The organism is Enterobacter cloacae complex sp. SHL020 (assembly GCF_049236945.1).
Classification (GTDB): Bacteria; Pseudomonadota; Gammaproteobacteria; order Enterobacterales; family Enterobacteriaceae; genus Enterobacter; species Enterobacter dykesii.
This window is the reverse complement of record NZ_JBMKJF010000006.1, coordinates 245,611-261,257: the sequence shown is the minus strand read 5'-3', so window position 1 is coordinate 261,257 and position 15,647 is coordinate 245,611. Positions and strand designations below refer to the sequence as shown.

Annotated in this window: 14 protein-coding genes and 1 tRNA gene; 6 read left to right on the top strand and 9 right to left on the bottom strand. The window is 58.8% G+C overall.

Features of this window, described 5'->3' with window-relative positions:
• Positions 1–3: 3 nt before the first annotated feature.
• Positions 4–954, top strand: coding sequence for an HTH-type transcriptional regulator Cbl (gene cbl / locus ACOTZB_RS16455; RefSeq protein ID WP_010432106.1), 951 nt, complete (start codon positions 4–6; stop codon positions 952–954).
• A 43-nt stretch (positions 955–997) separates the two neighbouring features.
• Here cbl and ACOTZB_RS16450 read toward each other — a convergent pair whose 3' ends face one another.
• Positions 998–1,606 carry a glutathione S-transferase family protein gene (locus ACOTZB_RS16450; RefSeq protein WP_421627805.1) on the bottom strand — a complete coding sequence of 203 codons (609 nt, stop codon included), beginning with the start codon at positions 1,604–1,606 and terminating at the stop codon, positions 998–1,000.
• A 170-nt stretch (positions 1,607–1,776) separates the two neighbouring features.
• Between ACOTZB_RS16450 and ACOTZB_RS16445 the strand changes: the two genes are divergently transcribed.
• The 3 genes from ACOTZB_RS16445 (at position 1,777) to ACOTZB_RS16435 (ending at position 3,508) form a co-directional block, all read left to right on the top strand.
• The gene (locus ACOTZB_RS16445; protein ID WP_045356719.1) at positions 1,777–2,670 is read left to right on the top strand and encodes a LysR substrate-binding domain-containing protein; all 894 of its coding nucleotides are present in this window, start codon (positions 1,777–1,779) and stop codon (positions 2,668–2,670) included.
• Between the two features lie 177 nt (positions 2,671–2,847).
• Positions 2,848–3,201 (top strand): type II toxin-antitoxin system RelE/ParE family toxin, encoded by a 354-nt coding sequence (locus ACOTZB_RS16440; RefSeq protein ID WP_045356717.1) that lies wholly within the window; start codon positions 2,848–2,850, stop codon positions 3,199–3,201.
• Between the two features lie 4 nt (positions 3,202–3,205).
• Positions 3,206–3,508 carry an XRE family transcriptional regulator gene (locus ACOTZB_RS16435; protein WP_029741460.1) on the top strand — a complete coding sequence of 101 codons (303 nt, stop codon included), beginning with the start codon at positions 3,206–3,208 and terminating at the stop codon, positions 3,506–3,508.
• A 75-nt stretch (positions 3,509–3,583) separates the two neighbouring features.
• On the opposite strand, the gene ACOTZB_RS16430 is transcribed toward ACOTZB_RS16435, so the two are convergent.
• The gene (locus tag ACOTZB_RS16430) at positions 3,584–4,504 is read right to left on the bottom strand and encodes a LysR substrate-binding domain-containing protein (RefSeq protein WP_421627803.1); all 921 of its coding nucleotides are present in this window, start codon (positions 4,502–4,504) and stop codon (positions 3,584–3,586) included.
• Positions 4,505–4,645: 141 nt separating this feature from the next.
• Between ACOTZB_RS16430 and ACOTZB_RS16425 the strand changes: the two genes are divergently transcribed.
• Positions 4,646–5,035 (top strand): RidA family protein, encoded by a 390-nt coding sequence (locus ACOTZB_RS16425; protein ID WP_059445031.1) that lies wholly within the window; start codon positions 4,646–4,648, stop codon positions 5,033–5,035.
• Between the two features lie 189 nt (positions 5,036–5,224).
• On the opposite strand, the gene ACOTZB_RS16420 is transcribed toward ACOTZB_RS16425, so the two are convergent.
• The 6 genes from ACOTZB_RS16420 to ACOTZB_RS16395 all read right to left on the bottom strand — a co-directional run bounded on the left by ACOTZB_RS16420 (position 5,225) and on the right by ACOTZB_RS16395 (position 13,431).
• Positions 5,225–5,300, bottom strand: a tRNA-Asn gene (locus ACOTZB_RS16420).
• Between the two features lie 164 nt (positions 5,301–5,464).
• Positions 5,465–7,654, bottom strand: coding sequence for a TonB-dependent siderophore receptor (locus ACOTZB_RS16415; RefSeq protein WP_045356712.1), 2,190 nt, complete (start codon positions 7,652–7,654; stop codon positions 5,465–5,467).
• Positions 7,655–7,680: 26 nt separating this feature from the next.
• Positions 7,681–9,006 carry a lysine N(6)-hydroxylase/L-ornithine N(5)-oxygenase family protein gene (locus ACOTZB_RS16410; protein WP_059445033.1) on the bottom strand — a complete coding sequence of 442 codons (1,326 nt, stop codon included), beginning with the start codon at positions 9,004–9,006 and terminating at the stop codon, positions 7,681–7,683.
• Positions 9,003–10,745, bottom strand: a complete 1,743-nt coding sequence (iucC, locus tag ACOTZB_RS16405; protein ID WP_421627801.1) for an aerobactin synthase IucC — start codon at positions 10,743–10,745, stop codon at positions 9,003–9,005. Before iucC ends, ACOTZB_RS16410 begins: the two co-directional genes overlap by 4 nt.
• On the bottom strand, positions 10,742–11,689 hold the full coding sequence (locus ACOTZB_RS16400; protein ID WP_047652407.1) for a GNAT family N-acetyltransferase: 948 nt from the start codon (positions 11,687–11,689) through the stop codon (positions 10,742–10,744). Before ACOTZB_RS16400 ends, iucC begins: the two co-directional genes overlap by 4 nt.
• Entirely contained in the window at positions 11,689–13,431 is a 1,743-nt protein-coding gene (locus tag ACOTZB_RS16395) for an IucA/IucC family protein (protein WP_421627798.1), read from the bottom strand. Before ACOTZB_RS16395 ends, ACOTZB_RS16400 begins: the two co-directional genes overlap by 1 nt.
• Before the next feature lie 138 nt (positions 13,432–13,569).
• On the opposite strand from ACOTZB_RS16395, the gene ACOTZB_RS16390 reads away from it, so the two are divergent.
• Entirely contained in the window at positions 13,570–14,781 is a 1,212-nt protein-coding gene (locus ACOTZB_RS16390) for an MFS transporter (RefSeq protein ID WP_421627796.1), read from the top strand.
• On the opposite strand, the gene mtfA is transcribed toward ACOTZB_RS16390, so the two are convergent.
• Positions 14,778–15,575 (bottom strand): DgsA anti-repressor MtfA, encoded by a 798-nt coding sequence (gene mtfA / locus ACOTZB_RS16385; protein ID WP_421627794.1) that lies wholly within the window; start codon positions 15,573–15,575, stop codon positions 14,778–14,780. The two genes, ACOTZB_RS16390 and mtfA, sit on opposite strands and share 4 nt — an antisense overlap.
• Between the last annotated feature and the right edge of the window lie 72 nt (positions 15,576–15,647).

Sequence of the window (15,647 nt, the reverse complement as noted above, 5' to 3'; positions counted from 1 at the left end):
ATCGTGAATTTCCAGCAACTTAAAATTATCCGTGAGGCGGCCAGGCGGGACTACAACCTGACCGAGGTCGCCAATATGCTTTATACCTCTCAGTCCGGCGTCAGCCGCCATATCCGCGAGCTGGAAGAGGAGCTGGGCATAGAGATCTTTATCCGTCGCGGCAAGCGGCTGCTCGGCATGACGGAGCCGGGTAAGGCTTTGCTCACGATCGCTGAGCGGATCCTCAATGAGGCCAGCAACGTGCGTCGTCTGGCCGATCTCTTTACCAATGACGCCTCAGGCGTACTCACCATCGCCACCACCCACACCCAGGCGCGCTACAGCCTGCCGCCGGTGATTAAAGCCTTCCGCGAACTTTTCCCCGACGTCCGTCTGGAGCTTATCCAGGGCACGCCGCAGGAAATTGAAGTGCTGCTGCAAAACGGTGGGGCGGATATCGGCATAGCCAGCGAACGCCTGAGCAACGACCCGCTGCTGGTGGCCTTCCCCTGGTTCCGCTGGTACCACAGCTTATTACTCCCGGTCGATCATCCGCTCAATCAGGTCTCTCCCCTGACGCTGGAAGACATTGCGAAATGGCCGCTCATTACCTACCGCCAGGGGATCACCGGACGCTCGCGTATTGATGAAGCCTTCAACCGCAAAGGGCTAACGCCGGACGTGGTGCTGAGCGCGCAGGATTCTGACGTGATCAAAACCTACGTCGAGCTGGGTCTGGGCATTGGTCTGGTGGCGGAACAGTCCAGCGGAGAACGCGAGGACGGGAACCTGGTGCGTCTTGATACGCGTCACCTGTTTGACGCTAACACCGTATGGCTTGGCCTGAAGCGCGGGCAGCTGCAGCGCAACTACGTGTGGCGCTTTATCGAGCTCTGCAACGCCGGGCTGTCGGTGGATGAGATTAAACGCCAGGTGATGGAACCGGAAGAAGTGGCGATTGATTATCAGATTTAGGCGCTGGTATGCCCGGTAGCGCTGCACTGACCGGGCTCGTCATTTAGTTGAACGGATATTTTTTAAAGACCGCCTGTGATTCAAATGATTCGGCAGCCGCCTGAATCTCTCTAAAATCCGCTGCGTTAACGACGTGCGGGATCATCGACTGAATAAACGTCCAGACAACCGTGCTCGTGACGGCAACCTGATCGGGAGCGGCGGAGGCCGGACGCGTCTTCAGCAAGGCATTCCATTCCCTGCAGGCCGCCAGCAGCTGGGTTGTAATGCGTTCGACCCATAAAGCGTGCTGCTTTTCCACCGGGCGCTGGTGGTGTTCATACACATTTTGCACGGCTTTCTCCGCGGCGGCGAGGATAAAGCCCAGCGTCTGAAGATCGTTTGCCAGCGCATCCGGCGCGACGGGCAGGAGTCTCCGCTCGGGTGCGGCCTGAGCCTCGAAATAATTCAGTATCAGCGACGAATCCATCAAACGTACTCCGTTATCCAGAATCAGCGTGGGCGCTTTTACCGCGGGGTTGATTCGGGAGAACGCTTCGAAAGTGCTAAAGACCGACAGCGGCTGGCTTTCAAACTCAACGCCATAAAGCTCAAGGGAGATCGCCACGCGCCGTACATAAGGTGAATCCATCATGCCAACAAGCTTAATCATCGTTCCCGTTTTCCTGTCTCTGTGAAATAACGCGTCATTGAAGAGGATGAACAGACAGTACAATATAAACTTCCTGGCGAATATCTTCAGTATCTTACCGTAAAGGTTAGTATTACTGACATGTGGGCAAGTTGCCGTTATACATCCAGCGCGGATAAGGGAGAGCTTTCATGTCGGATTTTCCACCCATTGCCAGTTTGCGAAGCTTTGAAGCCGTCGCCCGTCTTGGCAGCGTGACGCTGGCGGCGAAAGAACTCCACGTTACCCATTCCGCAATCAGCCAGCAGATCAAACTGCTGGAGGAGATGGTGGGCGTAAAGCTCTTTATCCGTCAGGGACGCGGGGTGCAGATCAACGAAGAAGGGCGGCTATATGCCTTACAGGTACGCGAGGCGTTGAACCATATTGCGGATGCCACCCGGCTTGTACAGGTGAAACCGAGAAAGCAGGAGCTGACGCTGGCGATGGTGCCGTCTTTTGGATGCCACTGGCTGTTGCCGCGTCTGGAACGCTTTCGGGCGAAATATCCGCTTATCACCCTTCGGATCCAGGCCAGCCTGACGGTCACCAGCCTGCAGCAGGAGGGGATAGACATCTCGATACGGATGGGGAAAGGAAACTGGGAAGGGAGTGAAAGCCAGTACCTTTTTTCCGATGAACTCATTGTGGTGGCCGCGCCTGGCTATAACGACGGTGTGTTGCCCGCTACGCCGGCTGAGATTGCAAAAAGTCATATTATTTTTTCCATGGAGTCGTGGAAAACGTGGTGCGTGAATGCGGGGCTGGAGAAAGAGATCGTGCCTGGCGGTTTATGCATTAACGACTCCAATATCATTATCGAAGCTGTTCGGCTCGGGAAAGGGATCGCGCTGGAGCGCCGCTCTCTGGTTCAGGATGCCATCACCCGGGGTGAACTGGTCCAGCTAACCTCCATTACCGCGCCGTATCCCTGGCCTTACTGGCTGGTGACAGCGCGGTCAACGGAGACGAAGCCGGAGGTGGCTCTTTTTGTCGCATGGCTGGATGAGGAGGTGGCGGTCTGGCGGCAGTTGACGGGCTGCTGAACTTTTTTCGATGCTGCTCGTAACAAAATGAATATCCAACAAGGGATACACAGAATTACTCCGGCACGCGTTCAGTCTTTCCGTAACCCCACAAGATTCTGCTTTTCCATCTCTGCATAATCATCGCTATAGCTTTGCATGTATATAGCTTTTGATCTATATTTGATGGGAGGCCTTGTGTGGGCAATTAACACGACGGACAGGTTTGATCGCTGGTTCACTTCGCTTGACGATACCGAACGCGCCAGCGTACTTGCAGCACTGCTTGTTTTGCGAGAGAAGGGGCCGGGTTTATCGAGACCCTACGCTGATACGCTTAAAGGCTCTCGTCACAGCAACATGAAAGAGCTACGTATTCAGAGTAAGGGCGATCCCTTGCGGGCGTTTTTCGCCTTTGATCCAAACCGCACGGGTATCGTGCTTTGTGCGGGTAATAAGGTCGGCAATGAAAGGCGATTCTACGATGAGATGCTTCTCGTTGCTGACCGGGAATTCACTCACTGGCTGAATACATTAAAAGGGAGGGAATAGCGCGATGGGAAGAACCCTTGAGCAGCTTATAGCGGATGAAAAGCCGGAGGTTGTCGCCAGCGCTCAGGCGATAGCAACGGATATTTTGCTCAACATTCATCTTGCTGAGTTACGCGAGAAAGTACAAAAAACGCAGGTAGAAATGGCGCAGGCGTTGGGTATCAGGCAACCTACCGTTGCGGTAATGGAAAAGCCCGGGCGCGATTTGAAACTCTCTTCTCTCAAGCGCTACGTTGAGGCGGCGGGCGGAAAGCTGCGGCTTGATGTGGAGCTGCCGGATGGCTCGCACTATGAGTTTGTACTGTAGGGCAGAAAAGCAAAAAAACCTGCTTCAAAACCGCCAGCATGACCGTCACTCGCGGTGATGAACGAATAGATGCAGTTACTTATGGGTAGAAGTGGGGACATGCTGCTGCATCAATTCAACGATCCAATCAATAAAAACGCGCAGTTTGACGTTAACGTGGCGGTTCGGCGGAAATGCCAGATACAGGGGCATTGGATCAATACGCCAGTTTTCAAATAGCGGAATCAAGGAACCACATGCCTGATGCGCTGCCGCCATATAGACGGGTAGCGCAATCACGCCTAATCCCGCGAGCCCGGCTTCGAGGTAGGCGTTGCCATCATCCACTGCAAGCACATAGCTTCCCGTGATTTCAATACGTTCACTCTCACCGTTCAGTACCAGAGGATCAATCTTACCGGTGCGTGAGGACAAGAATCCCACTATGCGATGGTCCGTGTTTTCCAGCTCTCGCGGGTGCGCAGGGGCGCCGAGGCGTTCCACGTAGCTCGGTGCGACGTAAACACCGATTTGCAAATCGCCAACATGGCGTGCGATCAGGGACTGGTCATTGATTCCCCCGCCGCGCAGGACGCAATCCACGTTATCGCCGATCAGATCCACCACCCGGTCACTCACCCCCATGTCGAACTGGATATCAGGGTAGCGCGCGTGAAAAGCCGGTAGCGCGGGCACCAGCACAAGGCGGGCGAGTGGACTGGGCACGTCCACCCGCAGCCGTCCTCTGGGCGCTTTCGCCGAGCTGGACAGGCTGTTGTCAGCATCTTCCATGTCCGCCAGCAGGCGGATGACGCGCTCGTAATAGACCGCACCATCAGGAGTGACGCCGAGCCTGCGGGTGGTACGATGAAGCAGCTTGACGCGCAGGCGCGCTTCCAGCTGCTGAATAAGCTGCGTCACCGTGGTTTTGCTCATATGAAGCGTTTGGGCAGCCTTTGTGAAACTGCCTGCTTCCACCACGCGAGCAAAGGCGCGCATCGCATCGAAACGATCCATCCCTTGTCCTCTCTTTTCATCGATTGTTTGGATATTACAAACAATGATGGACAAAGTCGCTTGTTTATCCGCTCGATCTGGCGCCTGTAAAGTGTCTTTATGTTCACCGGGCGGGTTTCGCCCAATTACAAAGGTACAAACATGACAACGCGCGAAGCAGTTTTTCCCTTCGGACGGCAGGCGCTCTACGAGCGCAACCGGTATTCACCGGCAATCAAATCTAACGGCTTCCTGTTTGTTTCGGGGCAGGTTGGTAGCCGGGAGGATGGTTCGCCTGAAGAGGATCTCAACGCGCAGATCCGGCTGGCATTCGATAACCTTAATGCTGTTCTCGCAGCTGCGGGCTGCACGTTCGATGACGTGGTTGACGTTACCCTCTTTGTCGTCGATCCGGAGTCAAACCTCGACGCAATCTGGAGTATCCTGCCAGAATATTGGGGGGAAGCGCCTTACCCGACGTTGACCGGGATCGGCGTGACGTGGCTGTACGGATTCCAGTTTGAGATTAAGGTGATTGCCAGGCTGCCGTGAGCGTTATGGGGCTTTCCGCTAGTCGAAAATAAGACTGAGGAAAAATGATGAAAGCTGCGGTTTACTGCGCCAGTGGCGCTGCGCTGACCGGGCATACAGTTCCGTAGGTCTGGTAAGCGCAGCACCACCAGAAAATTGTCGAGACGCAGAAAAGCAAAAAGCCTGCTTCAAAAGCAGGCTTTTCAAATTTGGCTCCTCTGACTGGACTCGAACCAGTGACATACGGATTAACAGTCCGCCGTTCTACCGACTGAACTACAGAGGAATCGTGTGAACGAGGCGCATAGTAGCGACCTCGGTACGCCTTGTCAAAGGGTGAAAACGCACTTTTCTTTCGTTTGCCGACAATTTCAGCAAATCGCTGATTTTATAGCAAATTCGCGTTGAAATTACACAGCAAAATGCGCCGCCCGCAGGCGGCGCGCAGGATCAGAACAGTACGGAGTAGTTCAGACCAAAGGTACGTCCGCGGCCTTTATAGGTATACAGCCCCGGAGCGCCGTAGGTTGGGCTATATAGCCCCGGCGCGCGCTGGCCCCAGGCGGTGGTGTAGTCTTTGTCCAGCAGGTTTTCCACGCTGAAGCTGACCTTACCCACCGGCAGGGCGTAGCTGCCCAGGAAGTCGACCGTGTTATAGCCATCGATCTTCTTGCCGTCGGAATCTGACACGTCAAAGGTCTGCGTGCTCTGCACGCGCAGGGTCCAGTCGCCCGGCGCCCAGTTGACCCAGGCGCTGGCTTTCGACGGGCTGGCGCTGTCAACCGTCAGCTTCTCCCATTTCCCGTTTTCGCGCGTTTCAGACTTGATGGCGTTAAAGTTCGCACCGGTGCTCCAGTCGCTGTCGGTGAAGAAATAGTCCACCTGACCTTCCACCCCGTAGATACGACGCTTGTCGTCTTCCAGGTTGATGGTCATATCCGTCTTGTTGATGGTGATGGTTTTATCCGAGAGCGAGTAATACGCCGCGACCTGCGTGCGCAGGTTATCGCCGGTGTAGCGCCAGCCCAGCTCATAAGCGTTAACCTTGATACCGTCCAGCGTCGAATCGTTCACGTTGACGCTGTTCAGCAGGCGATAGTGACCGTTGCTGAGCTGATAGGTGCCGGAGCCGTAGTACTTCGCCAGGTCCGGAATTTCGAAGCCCTGGGAGAAGTTAAACCACAGCTGCTGCTGTTCGGTCAGGCGACCGAGGATCCCGGCGTTAAACAGGAAGTTGTTGTAATCGGTTTTCCCGCCCGGCACCGCGTCGGCGGAGGTGGCTTTCCCGGTGGCGATGGCCTGCTGCTGGGTGTAACCGACAAAGTCGTCCACCTTGTTTTCGGTGTACTGATAACGCACGCCGCCGCTCAGGGTGATGGCGTCAATGTCGTAGCTGGCCTGCAGGAACGGGGCGAGGTTGGTGATGCTGTAGCCCGGGTAACGGCCCACGTTGTAGGCGTTATCCAGCTCCATGCCGCCGCTCGCCGCAGCCTTGCTCAGGTTAAAGAACTGCTGGTTGGCATCGAAGGTTTCGTGGTCGGCATCCACACCCCAGGTCAGCGTTAAATCGTCCACCGGCTTGCTGTTCAGCGTCAGCTTGCCGCCGTAAAAATCGGTTTTCTGCTGGGACGCGCCGATGCTGCTCACCACGCCTTTGGTCAGGGTCGGGAACGGATAATAGGTCAGGCTCTCGTCGCGATAGTAAATCTGCGCGACCAGATCCTGGCCCCAGAAGTCGGTATTGGAATACTGCAGGTTAATCAGATGGCGCTCGGTACCCGGTACGCGGTCAGAATCGAGATTATCTTTGTTGTACGCGGTCGCATCGCCCGTTACCGCCGAGAAGTTCTTCCCGAGATACAGCCCATGCTTGCCGTCGGACTCGCTCTTGTAGTACTGCGTCGTCAGCTGCAGCTGCTGACGATCGTCAATGTTGATGGTGCCTGTGCCCATTACATCAATACGGTCGGAATACTGGAGGCCGGTCTGGGTGTTATCGATAATCACCTCGTTGCCTTTGCCGTCATACCAGCCGCCGTAGCGCTGATAGGACACCGACAGACGACCGGAGGCGTTGTCGTTGCCGCCGCTTACGGCTGCCGACACGTTCTCATCGTGATCGTTGTGGCTATTAAACCCGCTTTTTGCCCCGGTCTGGAACTCAACTTCGGTATCCGGCTGGCCCTTTTTGGTGACGATGTTCACCAGGCCGCCGGTGCTGCCGCCGCCGTAGAGCGAGGTGGCGCCGGAGATCACTTCGATACGGTCAATGTTGAACGGATCGATAGAGTCCAGCTGGCGGCTGTCGCTGCGGGACGAGTTCAGGCGAACGCCGTCCACCATCACCATCATGGAGCGGCCGCGCAGGTTCATGCCGTAGTTGGTACGGCCCTGGCTGCTGACGTCCATGCCCGGGATCAGCTGCGCCAGCACTTCTTTAATCTCTTTCCCGCCCTGAACCTGCTGCTCAATTTCAGCTCGCTCGATGACCCAGGTGGTCTGTGCCATCTCGGCCACGCTGCGGTGCGCGCGGCTGGCGGAGACAACGATATTTTCTTCCTTTTGTTCTTCCGCCCACGCAGAGGTAGAAAGCATTGCAAGCAAGCAAGGATTTAAAACCCAAAGATGAGAACGTTTCATTGTTATGTTGATCCTGATTGTGTGTGTCAGTACTCGGTGGTTTTTGCTAATGATTTAAAAACCGGGCTGCTGTCCGGGCTGGTGGTGGTGCGCCAGTGGATAACGCCGGGTGTGGTGGCCAGCTCAAACGGCTCGTCGGCGTGCGCGCGATTAAGAATTCGCGCCGCGCGCCAGGCCATCAGGCTGAGCTGGGGTTCGGCAATGCCGAGACGGTGCATCCCGGCGTTCACGGCGAACAGGCGGTTGCTCTGCGGACCGTCCCATTCGAGAGTGAAATCATTGTTAATGCAGAAGGCTTCGTCCGTGTCCAGATGCAGGCGGTGAGACAGCGGCGCGAGGAACGCGGGCTGCACGGCGCGGTAGCCGGTGGCGAAAATCACCACGTCGCTATCCAGCTGCTCGCGGCCGCCGTCGAGGTGATGCTGAATGCTCAGGCGATGTCCGTTTTCCTGGCGCGTCAGGGCCGTCACCGAGCGGGACGGCATCAGGTGTGCCCAGGGTTTTTCACGCAGCACTTCGAAGCGGTGGTACATGGCGCGGTAAATCGCCAGCAGGGACTCGGTGGTGATCCCGTCGGACGTCATCTTCTGCTCGTGCAGCATCTGACGACGGGCCTCTTCACCCAGCGTGGAGAAGCTGTCCACGTACTCCGGCGTGAAATACTCGTTGGCAAAGGCGGCTTCATCCAGCGCGTTGTAGTTATTGCGGCGCGATACCCAGTTCAGGCTCAGCGGCTGGCCCCATTCGCCGCGGAAGATATTCAAAAACAGGTCGGCCCCGCTCTGGCCGCCGCCGACGACGGTGACGCGCTTGCCCGTGAGATCCGGCGTGCGCAGCATCATCTCGCTGGCGTGGAAGCAGGTATCGTCCTGCGCGGTGACGCAGTCAGGCAGGTTGATCTGTTTGCCAATCCCCACGCAGACGTGGCGCGCCAGGAAGCGGTCGCGCTGGGTCACTACCTCAAACAGGCCGCTTTTCTCATCAAAGCTCACCTGCTGCACCTGCTGGCTGAAGGACAGATTGGTGAGGTTTTCCGCCGCCCAGCACAGGTAGTCCGCAAACTCCTCGCGGGAGACGGTGCGCTGCTCGGTGGTCAGGAAGCGGTAGAACTTTTTGCGCTGCACCAGGTAGTTCAGGAAGCTGTGGCGGTTGGTGGGCTCCACGGCGCTGACCAGATCCTTCAGGAAGCTGGTCTGCATGTGGCAGTCCGGCACCATCATTCCCGGGTGCCAGGAGAAGTGCGGTTTACGCTCGAGGAACAGCGAGCTAAAGCCGTCCAGCCCTTCGGCCAGAGCGGCGATGCTGAGGTTAAACGGGCCAATACCAATGCCGATGAAATCATAGGTTTTCATTGCGCTGACTCCCGTGAGGCCAGAAAAAGAGGGTTATCAAGGTCGGTGACGTAGTTAGGCAGCATGCGGCTGCCGCCGTCGTGTTCGGAGAAGGTCAGTTTGACCGGGTTGAGGATCACGCGAATAATCTGCGGCTTGAAGAGATCGAATTTGGCGAAGCGTTCTGCCAGATCCGGGTGCGCCGCCATATACTCCCGTAAAACCCCGGCCAGAATCTGGTAGAAGCGCGTTTCGCTCACGCCGCATTGCAGCGTGAGGCGCGAGATAAAGCGCAGCACTGTCACAAAATTACCGGTTTGGAGGTCGTGAATGATGTAATCCGCGTTCAGGCGCGCCGTGACGGCTTTCACCTGTTCCGGCAGGGTCTGTGCCTGCGGGAAATCCTCATCCACCAGGCGCATATCGCCCTGGAAGTCCTTCAGCAGGATGCGCTGCGGGACGTAATCCTTCATCACCTGCGTCACGTTCTGGCCGTGGGCGATCAGCGCCACGCCGTAGCGGCAGAGCAGGTGATAGAACGGGATCACCGTTGCCTCAAACAGCTTTTCAAGCCACGCGTCGGCGCTTAGCCCCGAGCGTTTAATCCACGCGTCGATCAGCGGGCGCCCGGCGTTATCGGTCTCCATCAGCGCGGCCATCAGCACCGCCTGTTCACCGTCTTCTAAATAACAGGACGGATTCTCGCGCCAGATCACCCCCAGCATCTCCTGATAGCGGTAGGGCGCTTTCGGCAGAGCCGTATAGCCCGGATGCGACAGATAACCGGCGGCGGGTTCGCCAAGCACCTGCGCGCCAGAGCGGGCAAGCGTGGCGTCGGTAGCGAACTGCTGCTGCAGCCAGCGCGAAGCCAGCGGCCCGGCGGCAATGTACTTGCCCGGAATGCCGCGATAGCAGGAGGTGTTGTAGATGGTCAGCGGAAGCTTGATGTCATACGGCGCGCGACGGCTGGCGTTGGTGAGCGTGCGCAGGGACTGCTGCGCCAGATACTCGTCGCCAAACTCGCCCAGCTCAACCATCTCTCCGCGCGCCAGCTGCGCCAGAAAATGAACGGCTATTTTCTGCTGCCACTGCCACGGGTGCAGCGGCACCGGCAGCCAGCCGTCGTCGAGACCCAGCGCTTGCCAGCGGGCGTCAAAGCGGGCGCGCTCGGCGTTGTCCATAGCGCTGGCCAGCAGAGTGTGTATGTCGCAATCGGCGTCGCTGCTCCAGACCAGATGCTCCCGCTGAACGGCAACCCAGTGCAGGCGAAAACGTCCGCGATACTCGGGCGCGTACTGACGCAGCGCGTCCAGCCCCCAGCCGCGGCGGCCTTTGTTGAAAATAAACTTCGGGTGACCGCTCATCAGACACTGTAATTCGTCCGGGTCGAGGTGGATCAGCGCGTCCGCGTCCATCGCTTCACGCGCCTGAAGCAGCTGCATGTCGCCGCGAAGCGTGGCGTAGAGATCTTCCATATGCTCTGCCGTTTGCGCGTCGCTCATCTCCAGCACCGTCGCCAGCTGCAGCAGCGCGCTTTCCGCTTCGACGGCCTCGCCGCTGGCGGTGGACAGGCTGGCAGGATCGATGTGCAGCCAGCCCCAGATCCCGCGCGTGGCGCGAAACTGCCAGGACTCGCTGCCCATGGCGATGCGCCAGCCGTCCGACGAAACCGGCTCAGCGCGCAGGGTGCGTTCGTATTCCAGCTCGGCGAGGATCTTCGCCACCATTTCGCGGTTCACTTTCTGCCAGAGCGCGTTCACAGGCCCACCTCGCTGAAGAAGCGGTGGCGCTGGCTCATGATCAGGCGCGAGCGCTTGTGCGGGAAGTCGAACTCTTTCATTGTCTCGAAACCGGCGGAGGCCAGATGGCGGAACAGGCGCTGGTTGTCGAAGCGCGGCTCGGCCACGATGCGCGCGGTGCGCGGTTCATCGAGATACAGATAGTGGCTCAGGCCGCGCAGCCAGCTGCGGATGTACTGCGCGCCGCGCCAGTTCTCTTCGCCCACCAGCATGTGCAGCCCGCGGTCAAACGGCTGCCAGCGGTAGTGGCGGCCAATGCGGTCTTCCGCCGCCCAGTAGAGCTCAAAATAGCCGAACGGCTGGTCGTCGAAGCAGCCGATCACCGGGAAGCAGTAGGTGGAGTCAAGCTGACGGCGCAGGTAGTTTTCCTGCTCGGCCTGCGGGCCCGCCATCTCCCAGAAGGCGTTCACGCGCGGGTTGTTCATCCATTGGGTAAAGCGTTCGCCGTCCAGCGCCACGTCGGCCACACGGAAGCTGAGGGTGCGCTTAATTTGCGGATCGTAGCGACGGTACACTTCGCCCTGCGGGCGGTGAGGACGCAGCGGGAAGTACAGCTGACGGCTCTCATCAAACTGCATTCCGCCGCTGGCCTGCGGCCGTTCGCCTTTCAGCCACAGCGGCAGCTGCCAGAAGGTTTCGCGTGCCAGATAGTCCCCGTGGGCCAGGCTAAACAGCGCCTGCGCCTGGGGGTCATCCTGCCAAGTCGCCCAGGGCAGGGTAATGCCGGTCAGCGCGGGTGCGGCAACAAACAGCTGATCGAGGGCTTCGACCAGCCAGCCGTCCGGGATCCCATTCAGACGCTCAAGCACCGCGCTGCCGTCGAGACCCAACGTCAGCGGCAGCGCGCGATCCGTTGCGGTGCAGCGAAAGCCGTAGCCGGAATGGACGATATTCGCGATGGTCATTACGCCTTCTCCTTGTAAAACGGGTTGCTAAAGTCGAAATAGATCACCGCCGGATCGACGATGGTGTTTTCATTGCGATCGTGCAGGTAGCAGAAGAAGTTGCCTTTGCAGTTCCAGGTCGGGCTGTCGAGGACGTAGTCGAGGCAGCGGGTCTGCTTCGCCGTGCTGCGCAGTTCGGCCAGCGCGTCGCGCACGCGGGACATCAGGCTCTCCTCGCTGTCGAAACCGGCGGCGGCAAGGGCGGCGGTGACGGCAAGGGTAGAGTTCAGCAGCAGGTAATAAGGGAAGTAGCGCAGCAGCTGGCTCTCACCGAAGCGGTTTTCCACCTCCGTTTCGCCCGTCTCTTTCAGCCACGCGTCGGCCCCTTCGGTCCACGCGCTGCCCTGGCAGTCGCGGTAGATAAGCCCGACGGGGAAATCCTGCTGCATCTCAACGAGGATATTTTGCTGGTGCGCCAGCAGGACCAGACCGTAGTCCGCCTCGGCGCTGAACAGCGGAAGCAATACGCGGTCGCAGTAGGCGTCCAGCCAGCAGCGGGCGGCCTGGGCGAGCGGTAAATCGAGACGCTGGCTGAGACGGCGCACCGCCGCGGCCAGCAGGCTGTCGCCGCCGTCCGGCGCGGCCTGGGTCAGGCTCACCAGCACGTTGGTCTGGGTGTCTGGCGTATCGAACAGCAGATTAACGCGCAGGGCCATCAGGCTCTCTTCCTGAATAACGCCGCTTTCGTCACGCAGCCCGGCCCAGCCGTCCTCCTGCATCACGCGCATGGTCGGGTAGCGTGCCTGCAAGTCTTGCCAGCGTTCCGTTTTCGCCAGGCGCGCCAGGCGCATTCCGCGCTTAACCTCTTTGACCGACAGCGTGCGCACGGAGTTGGTCAGGCGCACGCTGAGGGAGAACTTAATCATGTCGCTGTTGGTCTCGCTGTACAGCGAGCGGGAGGAGCTGGTGGGCAGCCACGGCGCGCCCGCTTCGCCCAGGTCCTGCAGTGAACCGTTTTCCGCCAGACGCTGGCACCACTCCTGCTCCAGCAGATAGTCGGCCTGCCACGGGTGCATCGGCAGCAGCCAGCGGGTGTCGGTGAAGTGGCCGAGCAGCTCAGGCGCGCTCTGGGCCGCGAAGCGCAGCAGACGCTCGCGCAGGGAGACGTTCAGGCTGTCGCCGGCAACGAGCGTGCTCTCAACGGCAAACCAGCGCAGCGGGAAGCGGGAGGCGAAATCGGGCAGATAGCGACGCGCCTCGGTTTCGTTGAACGGCTCGTGGGATTTTGGCGCCGGGTGAAACGCATGGCCGACCAGCAGCGCCTGTTCCGCTTCGGCAAACGTCAGCGGCTTATCGCGCAGGTTTGCCCAGCCGTGGCGCAGATCGATCGCCTGCCAGGTGTGCGCATGGCTTTCGAGAACGCGCTGCTTAAAACGCGCCAGCGTATCGGCATCCAGTGAGCCTTTTACTGATGGCTTTTCAAGAATTAAATCAACAAGTTGATCGAATGTGACGGCGTCACCCACATCGCTGTTGCTCTGAATAAGCGTGGCCGGGAAACGGTACTGATGATGCTGGGTGGGAGAGAAATAGCGTACCGGAACCCGAAGCGCCTGGGTTTGGGACAGCGGGATATGAATGTTCGGTAACGCATCCGCATCGGTAGCGGGGAGATAGCGCCAGTCCTTCGTTTCGCGCAACAGGGCATTCAAAAAACACTGGGCTGCAACGTCTGTACCGGCAGAGCGGGGCAGAGCACGCATAGATGTACCTCATTCCGTGATTGATAATAATTCTCGTTATGATATTCATTCTGTTTACAGTCGCAACCATTTTTGCAATATTTGTTTTCATAAACTTCATAATTTCCACACATTTATTGACACTATGTTCACATTCTCATGCGCGCTGACTCAGAAACATTGACCGAAAACGTCACCTCAAAAGCCAACTGGCCCCTGGCGCTATGTGCGGGTTTATTAGGTATCGGGCAAAACGGCCTGCTGGTGATGCTCCCGCAGCTGGTGACCCTGACCGGGCTATCGCTCTCGGTCTGGGCCGGGCTGTTGATGTTCGGATCCATGCTCTTTTTACCGGCGTCGCCCTGGTGGGGACGCCAGAGCGAGAGGCGGGGGTGTAAGGCCGTGATGGTGGCCTCGCTGAGCGGCTATCTGGCCAGTTTTGTTGTGATGGCGCTGGTGGTCTGGGCGATGGCGGCCGGGAGGCTGGATACCGTCTGGGGACTGGCGGGGCTGATTCTTTCACGTCTGCTTTACGGACTGACGGTCTCGGGGCTGGTGCCCGCGGCCCAGACGTGGGCGATTCAGCGCGCGGGGCTGGAGAAGAGAATGGCGGCGCTGGCGACGATAAGCTCCGGCCTCAGCTGCGGACGTTTGCTCGGCCCGCCGCTGGCGGCGCTGATGCTCAGCGTCAGCCCGGTGGCGCCGCTCTGGCTGATGGCGATCGCGCCGTTAATCGCGCTGCTGCTGGTGCTTCGCGAAGCCGCAGACCCGCCGCTGCCGCCGGTCGCACACCAGGCGACCCGGCTGCAGGCCTCGATGCTGCCGTTCCTGCTGCTGGCGCTGCTGCTGGCGGCGCTGGTCAGCCTGATGCAGCTTGGCCTGTCACCGCATCTTAGCCCCCTGTTGGAGGGCAACGCCCGGGAGATCAGCCATCATGTTGCGCTTCTGCTGAGCCTGGCCGCGCTGGCCACGCTCGCGGCGCAGTTTCTGGTGGTCCGCCCGCAGCATTTCACTCCGGTGACGTTGCTCTGCATCGCGGCGGTGTTAATGGTCGCAGGGCTTGGGCTGATGACCGTCGCGGGTTTAACGCTGTTCTACGTGGGGATTGTTATCACTTCACTCGGGGCGGCGATGGCCACGCCGGGCTACCAGCTTCTGCTGAACGACAGGCTGACCACAGGGAAAGGCGCGGGCGTCATCGCCACCAGCCACACGTTAGGCTACGGCGTCAGCGCGCTGCTGGTGCCCGTGGTGACGCGTTTTTACGGCGAGCAGTCTTTAACGGTGGCCGCATGGGGAATGGCATTGCTGTTTTTAGCGTTGAGCATAGGGGTACGGTCAACCGAGCGGACCCCTGCTGAAAAACCTTAATGGATCTGGCGGGAGGAATGGCCGCCAGACTCCTCATTTTGCCGCAGACGCTGCAGGGGATCCTGCTGATAAAACTGGCAGAAGCGCTGCCACAGCGCCGGGAAGCGGGGCGCGAAGAGTTCGGGGGCGCTGAAGAAATACTCCGAGAGCACCGCAAAGCACTCGGCCGGGTCGGTTGCCGCATAGGCGTCAATGCTGGCCGCGCTTTCGCCGACCAGGTCTATCTCATCCTGGATATTCTCCATCGCCGCATGCAGGTCGTGCTCCCATCCGGCCACTTCACGAAGCGGGATCAGCGGAACTCCGCTGGCGCGATCGCCGTTGCGGGTATCGAGCTTATGCGCCACTTCATGGATAACCAGATTAAAACCGGACGCATCGAACGAGTCCTGAATGTCGAGCCAGTTGAGGATAATCGGCCCCTGCTGCCAGCTTTGTCCGGACTGCACCACGCGCTGGTTGTGCACCAGCCCGATGTCATCTTCCCACTCGTCATCGACGATAAAGGGGGCCGGATAGATCAGCACTTCGTGGAAGCCATCCAGCCACTCGATACCCAATTCCAGCACCGGCAGACAGAAAAGCAGGGCGATGCGCGCGTTTTTCAGGGGATCGAGTTCGAAACCCTGCAGTGGAACCAGGCGTTTTTGCTGTAAAAAACGATCCGCCAGCTGAACCAGTTTCGCTTGCTCATCCGGCTTAAGATTAGCCAGAACCGGGATCGTCAGCGCGTCATCCCATGGCAGCGCCATATCCCGGCCAGCTTCATTCGTTTTCCAGGGCCACTTTATCATCGCTTTGCTCGCAAACTCGTCACTTGAACAAAAATGGGAAAGTCAGGTTCGGTTAAGATGCCAGAAAATCGC